Origin of the sequence: Pseudomonas sp. IT-P253 (genome assembly GCF_949768125.1) — a bacterium.
Taxonomy (GTDB): Bacteria; Pseudomonadota; Gammaproteobacteria; order Pseudomonadales; family Pseudomonadaceae; genus Aquipseudomonas.
This window is the reverse complement of record NZ_CATKPT010000034.1, coordinates 30,780-49,226: the sequence shown is the minus strand read 5'-3', so window position 1 is coordinate 49,226 and position 18,447 is coordinate 30,780. Positions and strand designations below refer to the sequence as shown.

The following is an 18,447-nucleotide window of genomic DNA, read 5'->3' as shown; positions in this document are numbered from 1 at the left end:
TTTGGCGGCCTCGAAGCCCCCTTCGCGGGCAAGCCTCGCTCCTACAGGGATTTGTGCTCAGGTCAGAATGCCGGTTTCACGCTGGTGCCAAAGTAGCTTTGGGAGAGGTCCTCATAGTCTTTGCTCGCCAGCAAGCTCGTAATCGCCTTGTCCAGCTTGGCCTTGAGTTCAGCGTCATCCTTGCGCAGACCGGCGCCCACGCCCTTGCCGAAGATCGGGTCATAAGGCACCGCGCCGAGGTATTCCAGGTTGCCGGCATCGGGAGTCTTGACGAACGAGGCCATGGCGGTGCCGTCCGCCATCATCAGGTCGATGCGACCGGCAATCAGGTCGGCGTTGGCCGAGTCCTGCGTGTCGTAATACTTCACGTCAGCAATTTTTTCGTAGTACTGCTTCAGGTAGCTCGCGCTCACCGTCGAGTTCTGCACACCGATGATCTTGCCCTTGAGATCATCCGGGTACTTTTTCACCGAAGTCCCCTTCGGCCCTACAACCGCGACCACCGAATCGTAATAAGCCTTGCTGAACGCGATCTGTTTTTCGCGCTCTTCGGTCACCGACATGGAGGAAAAAATCACGTCGACTTTCTTCGCCAGCAACGACGGGATGATCCCGTCCCACGCCACTTCCTTGATCTCACACTCGGCTTTCATGTCGCTGCACAGCTTGTGAATCAGGTCCACCTCAAAGCCTTTCCACTCACCATTAGCCTGTTTCTCGGTGTACGGCGGATAGGGTTCGGCCGCCACCGCGAACCTGATCGGCTGAGCCTGTGCCGCACTCATGCCGGCCAGCATTACGCAGGCCACACCGGTCATCCAATTTGCCAAACGTCGATTTCCCATGTTTTTTTCCCCGTCTTTTTATTGTGTATTAGCGAGTCTGATGAGCGTTGACGAATTGTCGGCAACGTTCGCTGCGTGGGTGTACGAACACTTCGTCCGGCGAGCCGGTTTCCTCGATCAGCCCTTGGTGCAAATAGGCGACTTTGGAAGAGACATCGCGTGCGAAAGCCATTTCATGAGTCACCAGGATCATGGTCCGGCCTTCTTCCGCGAGAGAGCGGATCACCCGCAGCACTTCGCCGACCAGTTCCGGGTCGAGTGCCGAGGTGGGTTCATCGAACAGCATGACCTTGGGCCGCATGGCCAGAGCCCGGGCGATCGCCACCCGTTGTTGCTGTCCTCCGGAGAGAAACGCCGGGTACTCGTTGCGCTTGGCGGCAAGCCCCACACGTTCGAGCAAGGCTTCAGCCCGTTCAGTGGCCTCCGCACGGCTTTCACGCAGGACCTGGGTCGGCGCTTCGATGAGGTTTTCCAGCACCGTGCGATGGGGCCAGAGGTTGAAGTTCTGAAACACCATGCCCAGGCTAGAACGGATCCGTACCAGCTGTTTGGCGTCGGACACCAGCGGCGCGCCGGGACGATCGAAGTTCAGGTGAATGCTTTCGCCGTCCACCAGAATGCGCCCCTGGTCCGGCACTTCGAGCATGTTGATGCAGCGCAACAAGGTACTTTTGCCCGAGCCGCTGGCGCCGATCAGCGAGATCACATCGCCTTCGCGAGCCGTCAGGGATACGCCTTTGAGGACTTCGATATTGCCAAAGCGTTTGTGCAGGCGATCGACTTCAATCATGGTCTTGCCCGCGACCGGCTCAATGGTCGCTTCACAAGTGACACGGCTGATCACCGGCCTCGGCGCTTCGCCTTTCAACACCAGGACAAAATCGCGAATACGTTGGCAAGCCTGGGCCAGCCGTTCTTCACCCAGGGTGAACGAGAGCCGCACAAAACCTTGGGCCGGCTCACCGAAAGCGGCGGCATCGAGGACCGAGACGCGCGCCTCGCGCAACAGACGCCAGGCGAACTCCAGAGAGGTCAGCCCGGTGCCGCGTACGTCCATCAACACGAACATGCCGGCATCGGGTTTGAGCACTGAAATTCCCGGGCAGTCAGACAACCCCGCGACCACCAGATCACGACGACGGCGATAGATGTCGCGCATGCCGTGGGTTACGTCCTCATGGGCTTCCACTGCTTTCAGCGCGGCTTCCATGACAAACCCCGGCAAGCCGTAAAGCATGCTCAGCACCAGGGTTTCGACATGCGCGACCAGGGCTGCATCGGCGACGATCCAGCCGATACGCCAGCCGGTCATGGCATGGGATTTCGACAGGCTGCCGATCACCACGCAACGCTCGGCCATGCCCGGCAAGGCCGCCAGGCTCAGGTGCTCGCGCTCGAAGCACAGGCTCTCATACACCTCGTCCACCACGACCCACAGGTCATGGGCGATGGCGAGTTCGGCGATGGCTTGCAGCTCCTCGCGGTTGAGCACTACGCCGGTGGGGTTGTTTGGATTGGCCAGGAAAATGGCCCGGGTGCGTGGGGTAATGGCCTTGGCCAATACGGCGGCATCGAGCCGGAAATTTGAATCCGCCGCGCAGGGCACGCGCACCAGCGTCGCGCCGGAGGCTTTGAGTGTCGCCTCGTAGGTCACATACATCGGGTCCAGCGCAATTACTTCATCGCCGGCCGTGAGCAGACACATCGAGGCGGCAAACAATGCGTTTTGCGCCCCCGCCGTCATGATGACGCTGGACGCTTGAACCTCACGGCCAAACAACGGGCTGTAGCGAGCGGCGATGGCTTCACGCAAGGCATCGCGCCCGGCAATTTCGGTGTAGTGGGTGTCGCCCTCACGCAGGGCGTGGATCGCGGCATCGGTAATGAAATCAGGGGTGGGGAAGTCCGGGTCACCGATGCTGAGGATGATCACATCCTCGCCACGGCGCTGGGCTTCAAATGCCGCATAGTGAATATCCCAAGCGGCAACACCGTCGCCTGAAATCCGCTCAACAAAGGGTGAAAACCGCATGCCAGTGCCTCGTTCGAATAGAAGAAACGCAAGCCCGCGCAACCAGCCGGGGAGGTGGAAGGAACATAGTCGAAGCTGAACACTCGTTCAACAGAAAAATCATCGAGTTGCGCGTTCAGCGTAAACAGGTCGTTTTCACGACAGTCGCGCCGTTTTTCGATAGGGAGCTAAGGAGGGATGTATGGCGGCGGTGCCCTGAGGGAAATGGGGGTAGGCAACACACGCCTTTGTAGCAGCTGGCGAAGCCTGCGTCCGACTACTGTAGGAGCGAGGCTTGCCCGCGAAGGCGTCAGTTCTGACACACCGCGTTATCGTTCTTCGCGAGCAAGCTTCGCTCCTACAGGGACGGACGCAGGAGGGTTATTTACGGGCCAACTTGTAGTGGATGCACCCCTCATAGAAGCTCTCCCGGACAGCCGCAGGCTTGAACTTCGACGGGCTGTCGTAGGTTTGCTCGGTAATGCCCATGGCCATCATCCGCATCCAGGCTTTGCTGAAGGGATAGGCCTGTATTTTTTGACGAGCGGCATACAGCGATACCCCCGAAAGCTTGAGTTCCTGGGCCCTCGCCGCAGTACCCGCGCCCCAGCTGCACATGTACCGATCATTGGGCAGCAGCTCTTTGGCCTGGACCGAGGCTGCCACATTCGCCAAAGAAAACGACACCAGCGCGATCACTACCTTGTGCATTTGCATCCACCTAACCACCTGAAAATAAAATGATTTTGGCGGTTAGTGCGAGACTGCGGGGCCAGCAAAATGCCTTATCTCCAGGCTACCTTCCCGGTAGCCTGGTTTTCGGGCGTCTGGATCAGACCCGGACGTTGCGTCCTGGCAGCGATGAGCGCTGGCTGGTTTCCCAATCCTGGACCACTCCGACAGGCACATCGGAGGCGGGCAACATCTTGCGTCCGCGTACCAGGTCGCTGGCCCGTTCGGCGAGCATGATGGTCGGGGCATTGAGGTTGCCGTTCGGCTCGGTCGGGAACACCGAGGAGTCGATCACCCGCAAACCGGCGATGCCATGCACGCGCAGCTCTGAATCGACCACCGCCATATCGTCCTCACCCATTCGGCACGAGCCGCAAGGATGGTAGGTGCTCTCAAGGTTTTCACGAACGAAGGCGTCGATTTCTGCATCAGTGTTCACCTGAGGCCCCGGTGCGATCTCGCCGTCGCGGAAACGGTCCATGGCTTTCTGGCCAATGATTTCCCGGGTCAGGCGAATGCAGCGGCGGAAACCTTCCCGGTCTTCTTCGCGTTGCAGGTAGTTGAACTGGATCTGCGGATGCTCGTAAGGGTCGGCGGAACGGGCCCGCACATAGCCGCGGCTTTTCGGTTTGTTCGGCCCGGTGAGCACCATGAAGCCGTGGCCCTTGATCGGCTTGTTGCCGTCGTAACGCATGGCTGCCGGTAGAAAGTGGAACTGAATGTCCGGCCAGCGCAGGCCTTTCTCGGAGCGGATGAAACCACCGGCCTCGAAATGATTGGTCGCCCCCAGCCCATCCTTGAACAGCAGCCAGCGCAGGCCGATCAGCAGTTTGCTCAGCGGGTCCATTTTGCTGTTGAGTGTCACCGGTTCCTTGCAGCCAAACTGGATGTACACCTCGGCGTGATCCTGCAAGTTCTCCCCTACCCCGGGCAGGTCATGGCGGACACCGATCCCGGCTTTGCGCAGCACGTCGGCCGGGCCGATGCCGGAGCGTTGCAGCAAGTGCGGCGAACCGATGGGGCCGGACGATACGAGCACTTCGCGGTTGCAATAGACCTGATGGGTCTGGCCATCGTGGTCATAGCTGATCCCCACTGCACGTTTGCCTTCGAGGATGATCTGGCGGGTCATCGCATGGGTGATCACGGTCAGGTTTGAACGGCCCATCGCCGGGCGCAGGTACGCATTGGCGGTGGAGCAACGCACGCCATTTTTCACAGTCATGTGCATCGCGCCGAAACCTTCCTGCATGAAGCCGTTGCAGTCGTCGGTCTTGAGGTACCCCGCTTCGGCTCCCGCTTCGACCCAGGCCCCATACAACGGGTTTTTCATGTGATTGCCGTTGGTGGTATGCAACGGCCCGGTTTGCCCACGATAGTTGTCGCCGCCCTCCTCGTAGCTCTCGGCGCGTTTGAAGTACGGCAGGCAATTGCGGTAGCCCCAGCCCTGTGCGCCGAGCGACTCCCACTCATCAAAGTCATAGGCGTGGCCACGGATGTACACCAGACCATTGATCGACGATGAGCCACCCAGCACCTTGCCGCGCGGACAATGAATTCGACGGCCGTTGAGGAAAGGCTCCGGCTCGGTCTCGTAGCGCCAGTTGTACTTCTTGGTGTTCATCGGGATCGAAAAGGCACTCGGCATCTGGATCACCACACTGCGATCACTGCCGCCGAACTCCAGCACCAACACCGAGGTATCCGGGTCTTCGCTCAAGCGGTTGGCCAACACACAACCTGCCGAGCCGGCACCGATGATGATGTAGTCGTATTTTTGCGTAGCCATGGTTATCTCCCGACCGTCGATTCGTTGAAAACGGGCACCGGGTGCAAGGTCAGCTTGTCGCCAGTGGTGTATTGAGGGGATGTCTTTTCGATGTGCTGGATGACCGCTTCTTCGCGCTTGAGATCGATTGAGCGGCTGAACCAGTAGTACACCAGCCCTGACACGATCAGGCCGACCAGCCAGGCGATGTCGATACTGCCGAGCGCTTTGGCGAGCGGACCAACATAGACTTCACGCTGCTCGACGCCGTCGTAGATGTAGAAGAACGGGATCATCGAAATGAAGCCGATGGCATACGCCGCAATGCCGCGCAGTCCCCAACTGCCATAGATGTTGCCGTGGGGCATGAAGAAGTGCGGGATGGCGTAGCGGCCCTTGCGGACGAAAAAGTAGTCAGTCAGGTTGACCGAAGTCCATGGCACCAGGAAGTACAACATCACCACCAGGTAGATCCCCAGCACCGACAGGCCTTTGCCCGAACTCTGAATGCTCAGGGCCACGCCCAGTTGCAGCAGGATCACGAAACCGATCGCCAGAACCCGCGCCTTGCGGGTGGGTTCGATGTGCTTGATCGAGTCGACGCAGGTCAGCGTGGTCAGCTTGGCGCTGTAGATGTTCATGGCGATCACCGGCAGGAACGCCAGGATCGTGATGACGACCACCGCCGTGCCGATCAACGGCGACACGGTGTTGCCGACTTGCCCGAGCGCCACCAGCACATCAGTGGAGTGCAGGTGATCGGCCAGCCACCCACCCACGGAAATCATCCACGCACCGGACAACGACGCCCCCAGAAACACCACCGCGATCAGTTTTCCGCTGGAGGTGTTCTTCGGCAGGTAACGCGAATAATCGGACACATACGGGGCATAAGCGATGTTGTAACTCGCCGCCGCCGCGAATTGGGCGATGAAACCGGTCCAGTTGAAACCCAACGGCGGCGGTGCTACTTCACCGGCCCCGAGCACCGGCATTGCCGCATCGGGAACCCAGCCCATCAGCACCGCCAACGTCACCAGTCCGTACAGTGGCAGCGACAGGTACAAGGCCCATTTGAAGCTGCGGTGCATCCAGTCATGGCCGAGGATCGCCAAAATCGCCGCCGGTATCGTCACGGCCACGGCGATCACCGCGGGGTTGAAGCCAAAGAGCGTGTGCAGGCCCTGCATCATCAACACCAGGTTGACGATGTTGAAACCGGCGAACACAAACAGCGTCGCCAGCAGCACCAGGATCACGCCGCGATAGCCGAACTGTGCACGCGACTGGATCATCTGCGGCAGGCCCAGGTGTGGGCCTTGCGAGCCATGAAACGCCATGAACAGCGTGCCGAACATGATGCCCAGCGTGCCGGCGAGTGTGGTCCAGAGCGCCGTCAGGCCAACGCTCGGACCGACGAAGCCGATGGTCATGGTGAAGAAGGTGAAATTGCCGAGAAACCAGAACGGGCCCTGGCTCGACAGTTTGTCGGTGCGTTCGTGTTCCGGGATGAAGTCAATCGAATGGCTTTCGACGACGGTTTTTTCATCGAGGACCGACACCCTCGGGGCGGACTTGGCGTTAGTGTTCATGATGTACTCTTATTTTTGGAAGATCATGACGGGATAACTGCATTCTTTTGGGGGGAACGACACCCGAATGCCTCCTTGCTGTTCCAATTCCAAAGGCGACTCTGACGTTCTGTAGGAGCGAAGCTTGCTCGCGAAAACGGTGGCCCATTCAGCAGGGATGTCGACTGACACGCCGCTTTCGCGAGCAAGCTTCGCTCCTACAGGGGTTGAGTCAGCCGTGACTCAGGGCAACGTGATCCAGACGGCCTTGGTCTCGAGCAGGTAATCGAGCTGCTCCGCGCCCAGATCCTTGCCGAATCCGGATTGCTTGTAGCCACCGAACGGCATCGACGGGTCGAGGGTGCCATGGGCGTTGACGTAGACCGAACCCGCTCGCAACCGTGGAATCAGGCTGTGCACCTTACCAAGGTCATTGGAATAGAGTGCGGCCGCCAAGCCGTACGGCGAGTCATTGGCCAGCGCCAACGCCTCTTCTTCATCTTCGAACGGCGCGGTCACCAGCACCGGACCAAAGATCTCTTCCTGAACGATGCGCATGTCGTTGCGGCAATGGGCGAAGATGGTCGGCTCGACGAAGAAACCGGGGCCATCGACAGGCTGGCCGCCGTAGACCAGTTCCGCGCCTTCACGCTTGCCGGTTTCGATGTAGTCGCTCACTCGCGCCTTTTGCAATGCCGAGACCAGCGGGCCGATGAAGCAGTCCGGGTCCAGGCCCGGGGCCATTTTCAAGGTGCGGGTGTAGGTGATCAGTTCACGCAGGAATTCGTCGTAGATACTGCGATGAATATAAGCGCGAGTACCGGCATCGCACACCTGTCCCGAGTTGAAAAACACCCCGTTGGCGATGGCCCTGGCGGCCGCAGGCACGTCCGCGTCGGCCAACACGATTACCGGTGATTTTCCTCCGAGTTCCAGGGTTAGTCGCTTCATTTCGTCCAGCGCGGCACGCCCGACAGTGCGGCCGACCGGGGTCGAGCCGGTGAAGGTCAGTTTGTCGATGCCGGGGTGCGTGGCCATGGCCGCACCGACCACGCTGCCGCGCCCGGTGACGATGTTGATCACCCCGTCTGGAATGCCGGCTTCCTGCACCAGCTCAGCAAAACGCAGGGCCGACAGCGAGGTTAGTTCGGCCGGCTTGACCACCACGGTGCAGCCGGTTGCCAGCGCCGCGCCGAGCTTCCAGGCCATGGTCTGCAAAGGGAAGTTCCAGGGCACGATGGCGCCGACCACCCCCACCGCTTCCTTGCGTGTATAAGCCAGGTAATTGCCCGGCAACGAGGGTTCGACGGTGCGCCCGTGGAGTTTCGTGGCCCAACCGGCAAAATATCGCAGCGTGTCGACAGTACCCTGGATATCGACATCCTTGGCGAAGGCCACCGACTTGCCCATGTCGATCGATTCGATTTCCGCCAGTTCAACGGCATTGCGTTCTATCAGGTCGGCCAGGCGTTGCATCATCCGCTCACGCTCCGCCGGCTTGGCCTGACGCCAGGCGCCACCGTCGAACTGCGCGCGGGCTGCTTGCACCGCGCGGTCCAGATCCTCGGTTGTGCCCATGGGAATGCGCGTGATCAGGCCCTCGGTCGAGGGTTCGATGACCTCGGATGTCTGGCCGTCGCTGGCCTCGACCCAGGCGCCACCGATGAACATCTTCTGTGCCTTGCCGAGGAAGGTCTGGGTGGCTTCGGATACACCGAATTTCTGCAAATACTGCTTAACGATCGTGTCCATTTCTACGCTCTCTGTGCGGCGGTCAAATCACGCCGAAGCCGTGGTGGTTTCGCTCAAGGCGTGCCGCGCCTGAGCCCGCTCGTGGAAGATGAAACCGATGCTGTTGAGCAGCAGTTGCGCGGCCAGAATCGAGGTCATGCCGGAAGGGTCATATACGGGCGCGACCTCAACCAGGTCCATGCCGACGATGTTGCCTTTGCTGCGCTTGGCCAGGGCCTGGATGATCTCCAGCACTTCGTAGTACAGGAAACCGCCATGGCTCGGCGTACCTGTGCCAGGCGCAATGGACGGGTCGAAGCCGTCGATGTCGATGGTGATGTAGTAGTTGATGTTTTGCGGGATCAACGCCAGCACACCCTCGACGCCAAGGCGACGCACATCGCGTACCGAGAGAATCTTCGAGCCCGCCGCATGAGCCGCTTCGTAGTCATCGCGATTGGAGGAAGACACGTTGCGGATGCCCATCTGGGTCATGCCGACTATGTGGTTCATTTCGGAGGCGCGGCGCAGCGGATTGCCATGGCCATAGCGAACGCCGTGACGTTCGTCGACGAAGTCCAGGTGCGCATCGAAGTGGATGATGTGGATCGGACCGCGCCCCTCGAAGGCCTTGATCACTGGCGCATGCACCGAGTGATCGCCGCCGAGCACGACGGGCATGACGCCGGCATCGAGGATCTTGCGCACGGCATACTCGGTGTTCTCGTTACTGGTGACCATGTCGGTGTGCACGATGTCGGCATCACCGACGTCGACCATGCGCACATCGGCCGCGGTCAGGTACATGACGTCATCTTCGTGGTCGTAGGCGCCGGCATGGCCGAAGGAAAACAGCGTCGATGCCTCGCGAATCCCGCGAGGCCCAAAACGTGCGCCGGAGCGCCATTGGGTGCCCATGTCGTTGGGTACGCCAAGGACCGCCACGTCGGCATCCAGTGCATCCCAGTCGGTGCATACCGGGGATTTGCCAAAGGTGCAGTGCCCCACGAATGGCAGGTTCAGGCGACCGGATTCATAACCATTGTTCGACATTTCAGGCCTCTCCAATTCTTGTTTTTGGCTCGGCGGACGTGGAAGGTGACCGCCATTGGAGTGACTATGGGCGCAGGTTTTCGTGGAAAAAATGCTAAACATCAGATACTCATATCGGCATTACCGATGCATCCACACGCAGGAGGTCCAAGGTGATTCAGCTGCACGATGTCGATCTGAAACTGCTTAGGGTGTTTGCCACGATTGTCAGGTGCGGCGGCTTTTCTGCTGCGCAAGCGGCGTTGAATGCCGGCCAGTCGACCATCAGCGAACAAATGACCCACCTGGAAACCCGGCTCGGGGTCAAACTCTGCCAACGCGGGCGCAGCGGGTTTCGCCTGACCGAGCAAGGCGTGGCCATCCATGAAGCGACCCAGCGCCTGCTCTCGGCGGTGGAAAATTTCTGCATGGACGCCGACGTGCTCAAGCAACACATCAGCGGCAAGCTCAACCTGGGGATTATCGACACCACCATCACCGACCCGGATTCACCGATCCCGCGCACCACCCAACGCTTCGTGTCCAGGGGGCATGACGTGCACCTGAACGTGTACGTCGGCACCCCCGCCGAGCTGGAAGAACGCGTGCTCGACGGCCGGTTGCACCTGGCCATCGGGCACTTCCCGATCTACGTTCCGGGCCTGTTGCACTCACCGCTGTACAAGGAGGCACTGGGGCTGTATTGCGGGCGGCGGCATCCGCTGCATGGCAGCAAGGCCGAGGGTGACGAATTGCTCGAAGAGATTTCCACCAGCCGAATTGTCGTCAGGGGTTACATGCAGCAGTACGACCTTGAACGCCTGGGTGTCAGCAAAGCCGCCGCCACCGTCGACAATATCGAGGCCCTGGCGATCCTGATCATCTCCGGTGCGTACCTGGGCTTTCTGCCCGCGCACTTTGCCGCGCAGTGGATCAAGACCGGCGAGATGCACCAATTGGCACCGGCCAGTTTGCAACTGATGTCTCCGTTCGACGTGATCACCCGCCGCGGCATTGCCCCGCCGCCGATACTTGAGGCGTTTCTTGAGGACCTGGCCGCCAGTTCACGCAACACCGGTAACACCTGACAGACGCGGCGCGTGCCGGTCATACTCATTCCGTTCGCAACCCTTGCAGGCCACCTATGCGCATCCACGTCACCTTCATCGACCGCGTCGGCATCACCCAGGAAGTGCTGGCCCTGCTCGGTGGGCGCAGCTTCAATCTGGATGCCGTGGAAATGGTTCCGCCGAACGTTTACATCGATGCGCCGACCCTGGGCGCCGATGTGATGGAGGAGCTGCGCGATGCGTTGCTCGGTGTGCGCGGCGTGCAAGCGGTGACGATGGTCGACATTCTCCCGGGGCAACGCCGACGTCTGCAACTGGATGCCTTGCTGGCGGCCAGTTCCGATCCGGTGCTGGCGGTGGATGGCCTGGGCCATGTGCTGCTGGCCAATCCGGCGCTGATCGCCCTGTGTGGTCGCGAACCGGCCGGTGAGCCGCTGAGCGCGCTGTTCGATGATCCTGATTTGCAACACACGTTGATCGAACACAGTTTCCGCCTGCCCATGCATGAGGTCACCCTCGGTGGCCAGACCCTGCTGCTCGATGCCATGCCGATCACCGACGCCGGCGCGTTATTGACCCTCTATCAGCCAAGTCGTATCGGTGAACGCCTGTCGGCGCTGCACCACGACCACGCCGAAGGCTTCGATGCACTGCTCGGCGAGTCACCCGCGATTCGTACGCTCAAGTCCCGGGCGCAGCGCGTTGCCACGCTCGACGCGCCCCTACTGATCCAGGGTGAAACCGGCACCGGCAAAGAACTCGTGGCCCGCGCCTGCCACGCCATCAGCACACGGCGGGACGCCCCCTTTCTGGCCCTGAACTGCGCCGCACTGCCAGAGAGCCTCGCCGAGAGCGAGCTGTTCGGCTACGCCCCCGGCGCCTTCACCGGCGCGCAACGGGGCGGCAAACTCGGCCTGCTCGAACTGGCGGATCAGGGCTCGGTGTTTCTCGATGAAATCGGTGAAATGTCGCCTTACCTGCAAGCCAAGTTGCTGCGCTTCTTGAGCGATGGCTGCTTCCGCCGGGTCGGTGGCGATCGTGAGGTCAAGGTCAATGTGCGGGTCCTCAGCGCGACCCACCGCGACCTGGAAAAAATGGTCGCCGAAGGCCGTTTTCGCGAAGACCTGTTCTACCGTTTGAATGTGCTCAACCTGCAAGTGCCGCCGTTACGTGAGCGCGGTCACGACATCCTGTTGATGGCCAATCACTTCATGCAGCAAGCCTGCGCTCAGATTCAGCGCCCGCTCTGTCGACTGGCGCCCGGCACCTTTGCGGCACTGCTTGGCAACCGCTGGCCAGGCAACGTCCGCCAACTGCAAAACGTGATCTTTCGCGCCGCCGCCATTTGTGAAAATCCGCTGGTGGACATCGACGACCTGGACATCGCCCGCACGGCCGTGGAGCGCCAGAACAACGGTGAAGTGGGCAGTCTGGAGGAAGCCGTCGAAGGGTTTGAAAAGAACCTGCTGGAACAGCTCTACCGCAGCTACCCCTCCAGCCGTTTACTCGCCGCTCGCCTGCACACTTCCCACAGCGCGATTGCCATCCGGCTGCGCAAGTACGGCATTCCAGGCAAACCCTGATTCCTCCCTCAACGCAAATCCGTAGCAGCTGCCGAAGGCTGCGTCCGGCTGCGCAGCAGTCGTAAGACCAGATAATGCGGTGTATCAGTCATATTGCGCATACCGGTTTTGCGACTGCTGCGCAGCCGGACGCAGCCTTCGGCAGCTGCTACGGATTGCGTTGTCGTTGACCCGCATGCGGATTGGCCTGATTTCGCCTGTTTTAAAATCAATACAGCGTATCGAAATCAAGACAAAACACCGTCACTCGCCTGGTCCGGACTTTTCCGCTCCCGCCCCCGATGCCTGTATTGGTTTCAATACACGCGCGATTCTCAAACCCTGCCTAAAACAATTTATGTCATTGATTTAAAACGAATAAATAAATATGGCACCGCCCTTGCTATCACCTCTGAAGCCACCAGAACAATAAGGAGTTGATATGAGCGAACTGCGTTTTACCACCGACCACGAATGGCTGCGTCTTGAGAGCAATGGCCTGATTACCGTAGGCATCACTCCTTTCGCCCAGCAAGCGCTGGGCGACGTGGTCTTCGTTCAGGTGCCCGAATTGCGCACATTCGCTGCCGGCGATGAAGTGGCGGTGCTGGAATCGGTAAAAGCGGCCAGCGGCGTGTACATGCCCTTGGACGGCGAAGTGGTTGAAGTGAATTCGACGCTGGATAGCTCCCCCGAATTGATCAACGAAGACCCGCTGGGAGAAGGCTGGTTCTTTCGCATGCGACCTCGGGACGCCAGCGCAATGGACACCCTGCTTGACCAGACCGCTTATGAGCAGCTGATCAACGAAGAGGCCTGACCGCCCCGCGGCAAAGACCAACGCATCACCCTGTACGTCAATTGACAGCGAATAATCAGAGGGCTTCACCATGTTCAGCAAGCATGACCAGATCAAAGGCTACGACGACGAATTGCTGGCGGCGATGAACGCCGAAGACGCGCGACAGGAACACCACATCGAGCTGATCGCCTCGGAGAACTACACCAGCCAACGCGTCATGGAAGCGCAAGGCAGCGGCCTGACCAACAAGTACGCTGAAGGCTATCCGGGCAAGCGCTACTACGGCGGCTGCGAGCACGTCGATGTGGTCGAACAACTGGCCATCGATCGTGCCAAACAGCTGTTCGGCGCCGATTACGCCAACGTCCAGCCGCACTCCGGCAGCCAGGCCAATGCCGCGGTGTATCTGGCGTTGCTGCAGGCCGGTGACACCGTGCTGGGCATGAGCCTGGCCCACGGCGGCCACCTGACCCACGGCGCCAAAGTCAGCTTCTCCGGCAAACTCTACAACGCTGTTCAGTACGGCATCGACACCACCACCGGCCTGATCGATTACGACGAAGTCGAGCGTCTGGCGGTCGAACACAAGCCGAAAATGATCATCGCCGGGTTCTCCGCTTACTCCAAAATCCTGGACTTCCCGCGCTTCCGTCAGATCGCTGACAAAGTGGGCGCTTATCTGTTTGTCGACATGGCCCACGTCGCCGGGCTGGTGGCAACCGGTCTATACCCGAACCCGATTCCCTTTGCCGACGTGGTCACCACCACCACTCACAAGACCCTGCGCGGCCCGCGTGGCGGCCTGATCCTCGCCAAGGCCAATCCGGAACTGGAGAAAAAACTCAACGCGGCGGTATTCCCCGGCGGCCAGGGTGGCCCGTTGATGCACGTGATCGCGGCCAAGGCGGTGTGCTTCAAAGAGGCGCTGGAGCCCGCCTTCAAGACCTATCAGGCACAAGTGATCCGCAACGCCCAGGCGATGGCGAATGTGTTTATCGACCGCGGCTACGACGTGGTGTCAGGTGGCACCGACAACCACCTGTTCCTGGTCAGCCTGATTCGTCAGGGCCTCACCGGCAAAGACGCCGACGCGGCCCTCGGCCGTGCCGGGATCACCGTGAACAAGAACGCGGTGCCGAACGATCCACAATCGCCCTTCGTCACCTCGGGCTTGCGCATCGGTACGCCAGCGATCACCAGCCGGGGTTTCAAGGAAGCCCAGAGCATCGAACTGGCGGGCTGGATCTGCGACATCCTCGATCACCTCGGCGACGCCGACGTCGAGGCACATGTCGCCAGACAGGCCGCAGCGATGTGCAGTGATTTCCCGGTCTACCGCAACTGACCCATAGCGCACTGGCCCGCAGTGCCGTAGCAGCTGTCGAGCTTGCGAGGCTGCGTTCGGCTGCGCAGCAGTCGTAAAACCTGAGCACGAGGTTTTTCTGAAACACCGCATAGCCTGATCTCACGACTGCTGCGCAGCCGAACGCAGCCTCGCAAGCTCGACAGCTGCTACAGGGCTGGATGCAGGCTTCGATGCGGCGTGCGACGCACAACCTCGTGGAAGCGAAGCGGGTTTGAAGCCATGATGAGGCATCCAACCTTTCCGGAAGCCTCACATGCGCCGCCTCCTGTGCAAAATCCTGTTTCTGAGCCTCGCTGCGCCGTACCTCGCCGGCGCCGAGCCACGGCCCGGGCACATGGTGTATTTGCGCACGGTTGATCCGAGCATTGAGCAAGATATCCGCTACGCCAGCCCCCACAATTTCACCGGACACGTCCTCGACGGGTACGCGGCGCCGGAGTGCCTGTTGTCGCTGGAAGCCGCCAAGGCACTGGCTCGGGTACAAACGGCACTGCGCACGCAAGGCTACGGTTTGAAGGTATTTGACTGCTATCGGCCCAGCCGGGCTGTCGCGGACATGGGACGTTTTGCCACGGAACCGGGTGACCCGCTCAAGGCCGAGTTCTATCCGCGCCTGGACAAGAAAGACTTCTGGCGCCTGGGTTATGTCGCCCGGGTTTCCAACCATTCCAAAGGCAACACCGTCGATCTGACACTGACCGGGCCGCAGGCGCTGCCGGCCGACACCTGGACACCGGCAGTCGCGCCAGTCGATTGCACAGCCCCCTATGGCCAACGCTGGCACGACGGCGCGCTGGACATGGGAACAGGTTTCGATTGCTTCGATGAGCCGGCACATACTGACAACCCGACGATCAACGCGGTCGCCAAACAAAATCGTCAGACGCTCAGCCGCGCCATGGAAAAGGAAGGGTTTGCCGGCTATTCAAAGGAATGGTGGCACTTCACCTACACACGGGATGCGGCGTTGCAAAACGTGATGGATTTCCCCATCACGCCGCTGGACCCGGGCAGCGTTCTTGGCACCAGCCATCAGCTGATTGTGGTCACCACAAAAACCTGGACTGACAGCCAGGGGACCGCCCAGCGCTACGAACGCCAGGGGAACACGTTTCGGCCGTACGAAGCGCCGTTTCCGGTGGTGTTAGGCAAGAGCGGGCTGGCCTGGGGCAAGGGGCTAACCCCCGTTGACCCGCAAGACGGTCCGATTAAACGAGAGGGTGACGGCAAAGCACCGGCCGGGATCTTCAAGCTGGGAACGGCTTTTGGCTACGACACCACGGCCGACACCCGACTGCCTTACCTGGCGCTGACACCCGCCATCGAATGCGTGGATGACAGCCAGTCCACACACTACAACCAGCTGGTCGACGGGGCGACTGTCGCGAAGGACTGGAACAGTTCCGAACACATGCGCAGCATGGATGAGTTGTATCGACAAGGCATTGTCATCCAGCACAACACGCCGCCCTCCCCCGCGTCGGGCTCGTGCATTTTCTTTCACGTCTGGCGTAGCCCGACGTCCCCGACGCTGGGTTGCACCGCCATGGATCAAGCGGACATGGCTCGTTTGCTCAGTTGGCTGGACCCGCGCCAGTCCCCGCTATTGATTCAAATGCCCGAGGAGCAATACCAGCACTTTAGCGAGCGCTGGAACCTCCCCGGACATTGATACGTGAGCCGCTTCAGGCCTCTGAACCGCGCTCAACCGCCACCGCAAGTCCTGAGTTCCTGGCCAGCAGGTAATAGACAATCCCCGGCACGACCAGGCCGACAATCCAGGAAATATCAACGCCGCCCAACTGTCCGACCATCGGCCCGGAGTAGAAGTGGGTATCGACAAAAGGCAGCTGGATCAACACGCCGATGACATACACGCTGATTCCCAGCACGTTCCAGCGACCGTAGCGACCTTGCGGGTCGGACAACGCCGGGATGTCGTAGCGCTCCTTGTTGATGAAGTAGTAATCCACCAGGTTGATTGCGCTCCACGGTGTGAAGAAGGTCAGCAGGAACAGGATGAAGTACTTGAAGCTGTTCAGAAACGAGTACTGCCCCAGCAGCGCCAGTGTGGTGGACGCCCCGACAATCAACAGCACGAACAGCATGCGCTGCCGGGCGGTGATCTCGAGGCGACTGCGAAAGCCACTGATAATGGTGGCCACGCACATGAAGCTGCCATACGCGTTGAGCGTCGACACCGTGACCTTGCCGAACACCACGCTCAAGTACAGCAGCGAAGCCATCAAACCGGTACTGCCCAACCCGACGATGGTTGCCACTTCATGACCGCGGAAATTCGTACCGGCCAACGCCGCCGCGAACACCCCCAGCACCATGGACGCCTGGGCCCCCAGCACCGTGCCCAGACCGACAGCGGTAAAGGTCTTCCACGAGGAGGTGTTGCTCGGCAAGTAGCGCGAATAGTCAGCCACGTACGGGCCAAAGGCGATTTGCCAGGACGCGGACAACGACACGGCCAACAGGAACGTGCTCCAGCCGAAATGTCGATTGTCCAGCAACAGGCCGATATCGTTGAGCGTCATCAACCGGGTAAACAGGTACGCAAAGGCAACGATCCCCAGCACGCTGGCCACCCTTCCCACCAGGTGAATGACCCGATAGCCGAAGATCGTCAGAAACGCGATGCACGCGGCGAAGATCAGAATCCCGGCGCTGTCGCTGACCTGGATCAACTGCGCAATCGCCTGCCCCGACAGTACCGCGCCAGTGGCGCTGAAACCGAGGTACATCAGGCACACCAGCACAATCGGGATGGCCGCCCCATACACCCCGAACTGCACCCGACTGGAGATCATCTGCGGCAGGCCCAGCTTCGGTCCTTGCGCCGCGTGCAAGGCAACCACCGCGCCGCCGAGCAACTGGCCGATCAGCAAGCCGATGAGGGACCAGAACACATCGCCGCCCAGTACCACCGCCAACGCGCCGGTGACAATCGCCGTGATCTGCAGGTTGGCACCGAGCCACAGGGTGAACTGGCTGTAGAGGCTGCCGTGGCGTTCGGCCTCCGGAATGTAATCGATCGAACGGGTCTCGATCAGGGGACTTCGTTGCGGACTATCGCTGACCTGGGTCATGACGGTGTTTTCCTATGAGGCACTTGTTTTTAGAGTTCGCTCGTTAACGCTTAGAAAGTCTTGCTGGCACTGGCGACCACTGTGGCCGTGCACAGATCGCCATAGCCGTACCAGCCTGCGCATTCGCTTTTCGACAGGTCGGTGTCGATATAGCTGAGGCCCCAGGTCACGCCGACGAATTCACGGCTCACCTTGGCTTCCCACTCGTAATAGGACTCGCGGTTGTCGCCGCTGGCGGACCAGAACGCCGGGTCTTTCACATCGTTGTGCCCCACGCGCAGGTCCAGGCCAACCTCGGCCGGCAGTGCGATTTTGTAGCTGAGGTAGGTGTAGAGGGTGTCCTGGTCTTCGCCAAAGGCGTTCGGCGTGTCCTTTGAGTAGTAACCGCCGAGTTTCACCCCGTAAACATCGAGGATGGCGTAGACCTCACTCAGGTTGAATTGGGCTTCCTTGGGATAGTCGTACTTGATGTAGCCCAGATCGAGACTGATGGCTTCGGTCGCCTGCCAGTAGTAACCCGCGTAGTACTCAAGTTCCTGCCGGGTCTTGAATTCGCCGCCGAAATCGACGTTTGAGGTCCAGGCGCCGAGATACAGGCCGCTGCTGTGCAACAGCGTGGCACCCACCTGAGCCGCCGGATCGCCCAGGGTTTGCGAGATGCCGCGGCTACGATAATCGCTGACAGCGGTCAGGCTGATGTCGAGGCTGAAGTCATCGCTGAGTGGCAGTGCTTGTGTGGTCAGGGGGGCCAATACAAGGCTGGCCAGGGTGAAGAATGCGCGTGCGTTCATATAACTCTCTTATTGTTATGGAAGTACGGGAAATGTCGGGCATGGCGATGCCGGGCTCCTCGCGGTAC

General features: G+C 60.4%; 14 protein-coding genes. 5 read left to right on the top strand and 9 right to left on the bottom strand.

Annotation, left to right across the window (positions count from 1 at the left end):
- Window positions 1-62 precede the first annotated feature (62 nt).
- The 7 genes from ACM6IR_RS19265 to speB form a co-directional block, all read right to left on the bottom strand.
- A complete protein-coding gene (locus ACM6IR_RS19265; RefSeq protein WP_414909162.1) occupies window positions 63-845 on the bottom strand; it encodes a transporter substrate-binding domain-containing protein in 783 nt (260 codons plus the stop codon).
- A gap of 28 nt (window positions 846-873) precedes the next feature.
- Window positions 874-2,877, bottom strand: a complete 2,004-nt coding sequence (locus tag ACM6IR_RS19260) for an aminotransferase class I/II-fold pyridoxal phosphate-dependent enzyme (protein WP_414909161.1) — start codon at window positions 2,875-2,877, stop codon at window positions 874-876.
- A gap of 360 nt (window positions 2,878-3,237) precedes the next feature.
- Window positions 3,238-3,567: a hypothetical protein gene (locus tag ACM6IR_RS19255; RefSeq protein ID WP_414909165.1), complete on the bottom strand. Its 330-nt coding sequence runs from the start codon at window positions 3,565-3,567 to the stop codon at window positions 3,238-3,240.
- 121 nt (window positions 3,568-3,688) lie between these two features.
- Complete coding sequence (gene betA / locus ACM6IR_RS19250; RefSeq protein ID WP_414909160.1) at window positions 3,689-5,377, bottom strand: choline dehydrogenase; 1,689 nt, start codon at window positions 5,375-5,377, stop codon at window positions 3,689-3,691.
- Between the two features lie 2 nt (window positions 5,378-5,379).
- Window positions 5,380-6,948, bottom strand: a complete 1,569-nt coding sequence (locus tag ACM6IR_RS19245) for a purine-cytosine permease family protein (RefSeq protein WP_414909159.1) — start codon at window positions 6,946-6,948, stop codon at window positions 5,380-5,382.
- Window positions 6,949-7,170: 222 nt separating this feature from the next.
- Window positions 7,171-8,679 (bottom strand): aldehyde dehydrogenase family protein, encoded by a 1,509-nt coding sequence (locus ACM6IR_RS19240; protein ID WP_414909158.1) that lies wholly within the window; start codon window positions 8,677-8,679, stop codon window positions 7,171-7,173.
- Between the two features lie 27 nt (window positions 8,680-8,706).
- Entirely contained in the window at window positions 8,707-9,711 is a 1,005-nt protein-coding gene (gene speB / locus ACM6IR_RS19235) for an agmatinase (RefSeq protein WP_414909157.1), read from the bottom strand.
- A gap of 152 nt (window positions 9,712-9,863) precedes the next feature.
- On the opposite strand from speB, the gene ACM6IR_RS19230 reads away from it, so the two are divergent.
- The 5 genes from ACM6IR_RS19230 (at window position 9,864) to ACM6IR_RS19210 (ending at window position 16,162) form a co-directional block, all read left to right on the top strand.
- Window positions 9,864-10,778, top strand: coding sequence for a LysR family transcriptional regulator (locus ACM6IR_RS19230; protein ID WP_414909156.1), 915 nt, complete (start codon window positions 9,864-9,866; stop codon window positions 10,776-10,778).
- Window positions 10,779-10,834: 56 nt separating this feature from the next.
- Window positions 10,835-12,343 (top strand): sigma-54-dependent transcriptional regulator, encoded by a 1,509-nt coding sequence (locus tag ACM6IR_RS19225; protein WP_414909155.1) that lies wholly within the window; start codon window positions 10,835-10,837, stop codon window positions 12,341-12,343.
- A gap of 421 nt (window positions 12,344-12,764) precedes the next feature.
- Complete coding sequence (gcvH, locus tag ACM6IR_RS19220; protein ID WP_414909154.1) at window positions 12,765-13,142, top strand: glycine cleavage system protein GcvH; 378 nt, start codon at window positions 12,765-12,767, stop codon at window positions 13,140-13,142.
- A 70-nt stretch (window positions 13,143-13,212) separates the two neighbouring features.
- The gene (gene glyA / locus ACM6IR_RS19215; RefSeq protein ID WP_414909153.1) at window positions 13,213-14,469 is read left to right on the top strand and encodes a serine hydroxymethyltransferase; all 1,257 of its coding nucleotides are present in this window, start codon (window positions 13,213-13,215) and stop codon (window positions 14,467-14,469) included.
- A gap of 274 nt (window positions 14,470-14,743) precedes the next feature.
- Window positions 14,744-16,162, top strand: a complete 1,419-nt coding sequence (locus tag ACM6IR_RS19210) for a M15 family metallopeptidase (RefSeq protein WP_414909152.1) — start codon at window positions 14,744-14,746, stop codon at window positions 16,160-16,162.
- 13 nt (window positions 16,163-16,175) lie between these two features.
- On the opposite strand, the gene ACM6IR_RS19205 is transcribed toward ACM6IR_RS19210, so the two are convergent.
- Together ACM6IR_RS19205 and ACM6IR_RS19200 are read right to left on the bottom strand one after the other, a co-directional pair.
- Entirely contained in the window at window positions 16,176-17,588 is a 1,413-nt protein-coding gene (locus tag ACM6IR_RS19205; RefSeq protein WP_414909151.1) for a purine-cytosine permease family protein, read from the bottom strand.
- A gap of 50 nt (window positions 17,589-17,638) precedes the next feature.
- Window positions 17,639-18,379: a TorF family putative porin gene (locus ACM6IR_RS19200; RefSeq protein ID WP_414909150.1), complete on the bottom strand. Its 741-nt coding sequence runs from the start codon at window positions 18,377-18,379 to the stop codon at window positions 17,639-17,641.
- Window positions 18,380-18,447: the final 68 nt, after the last annotated feature.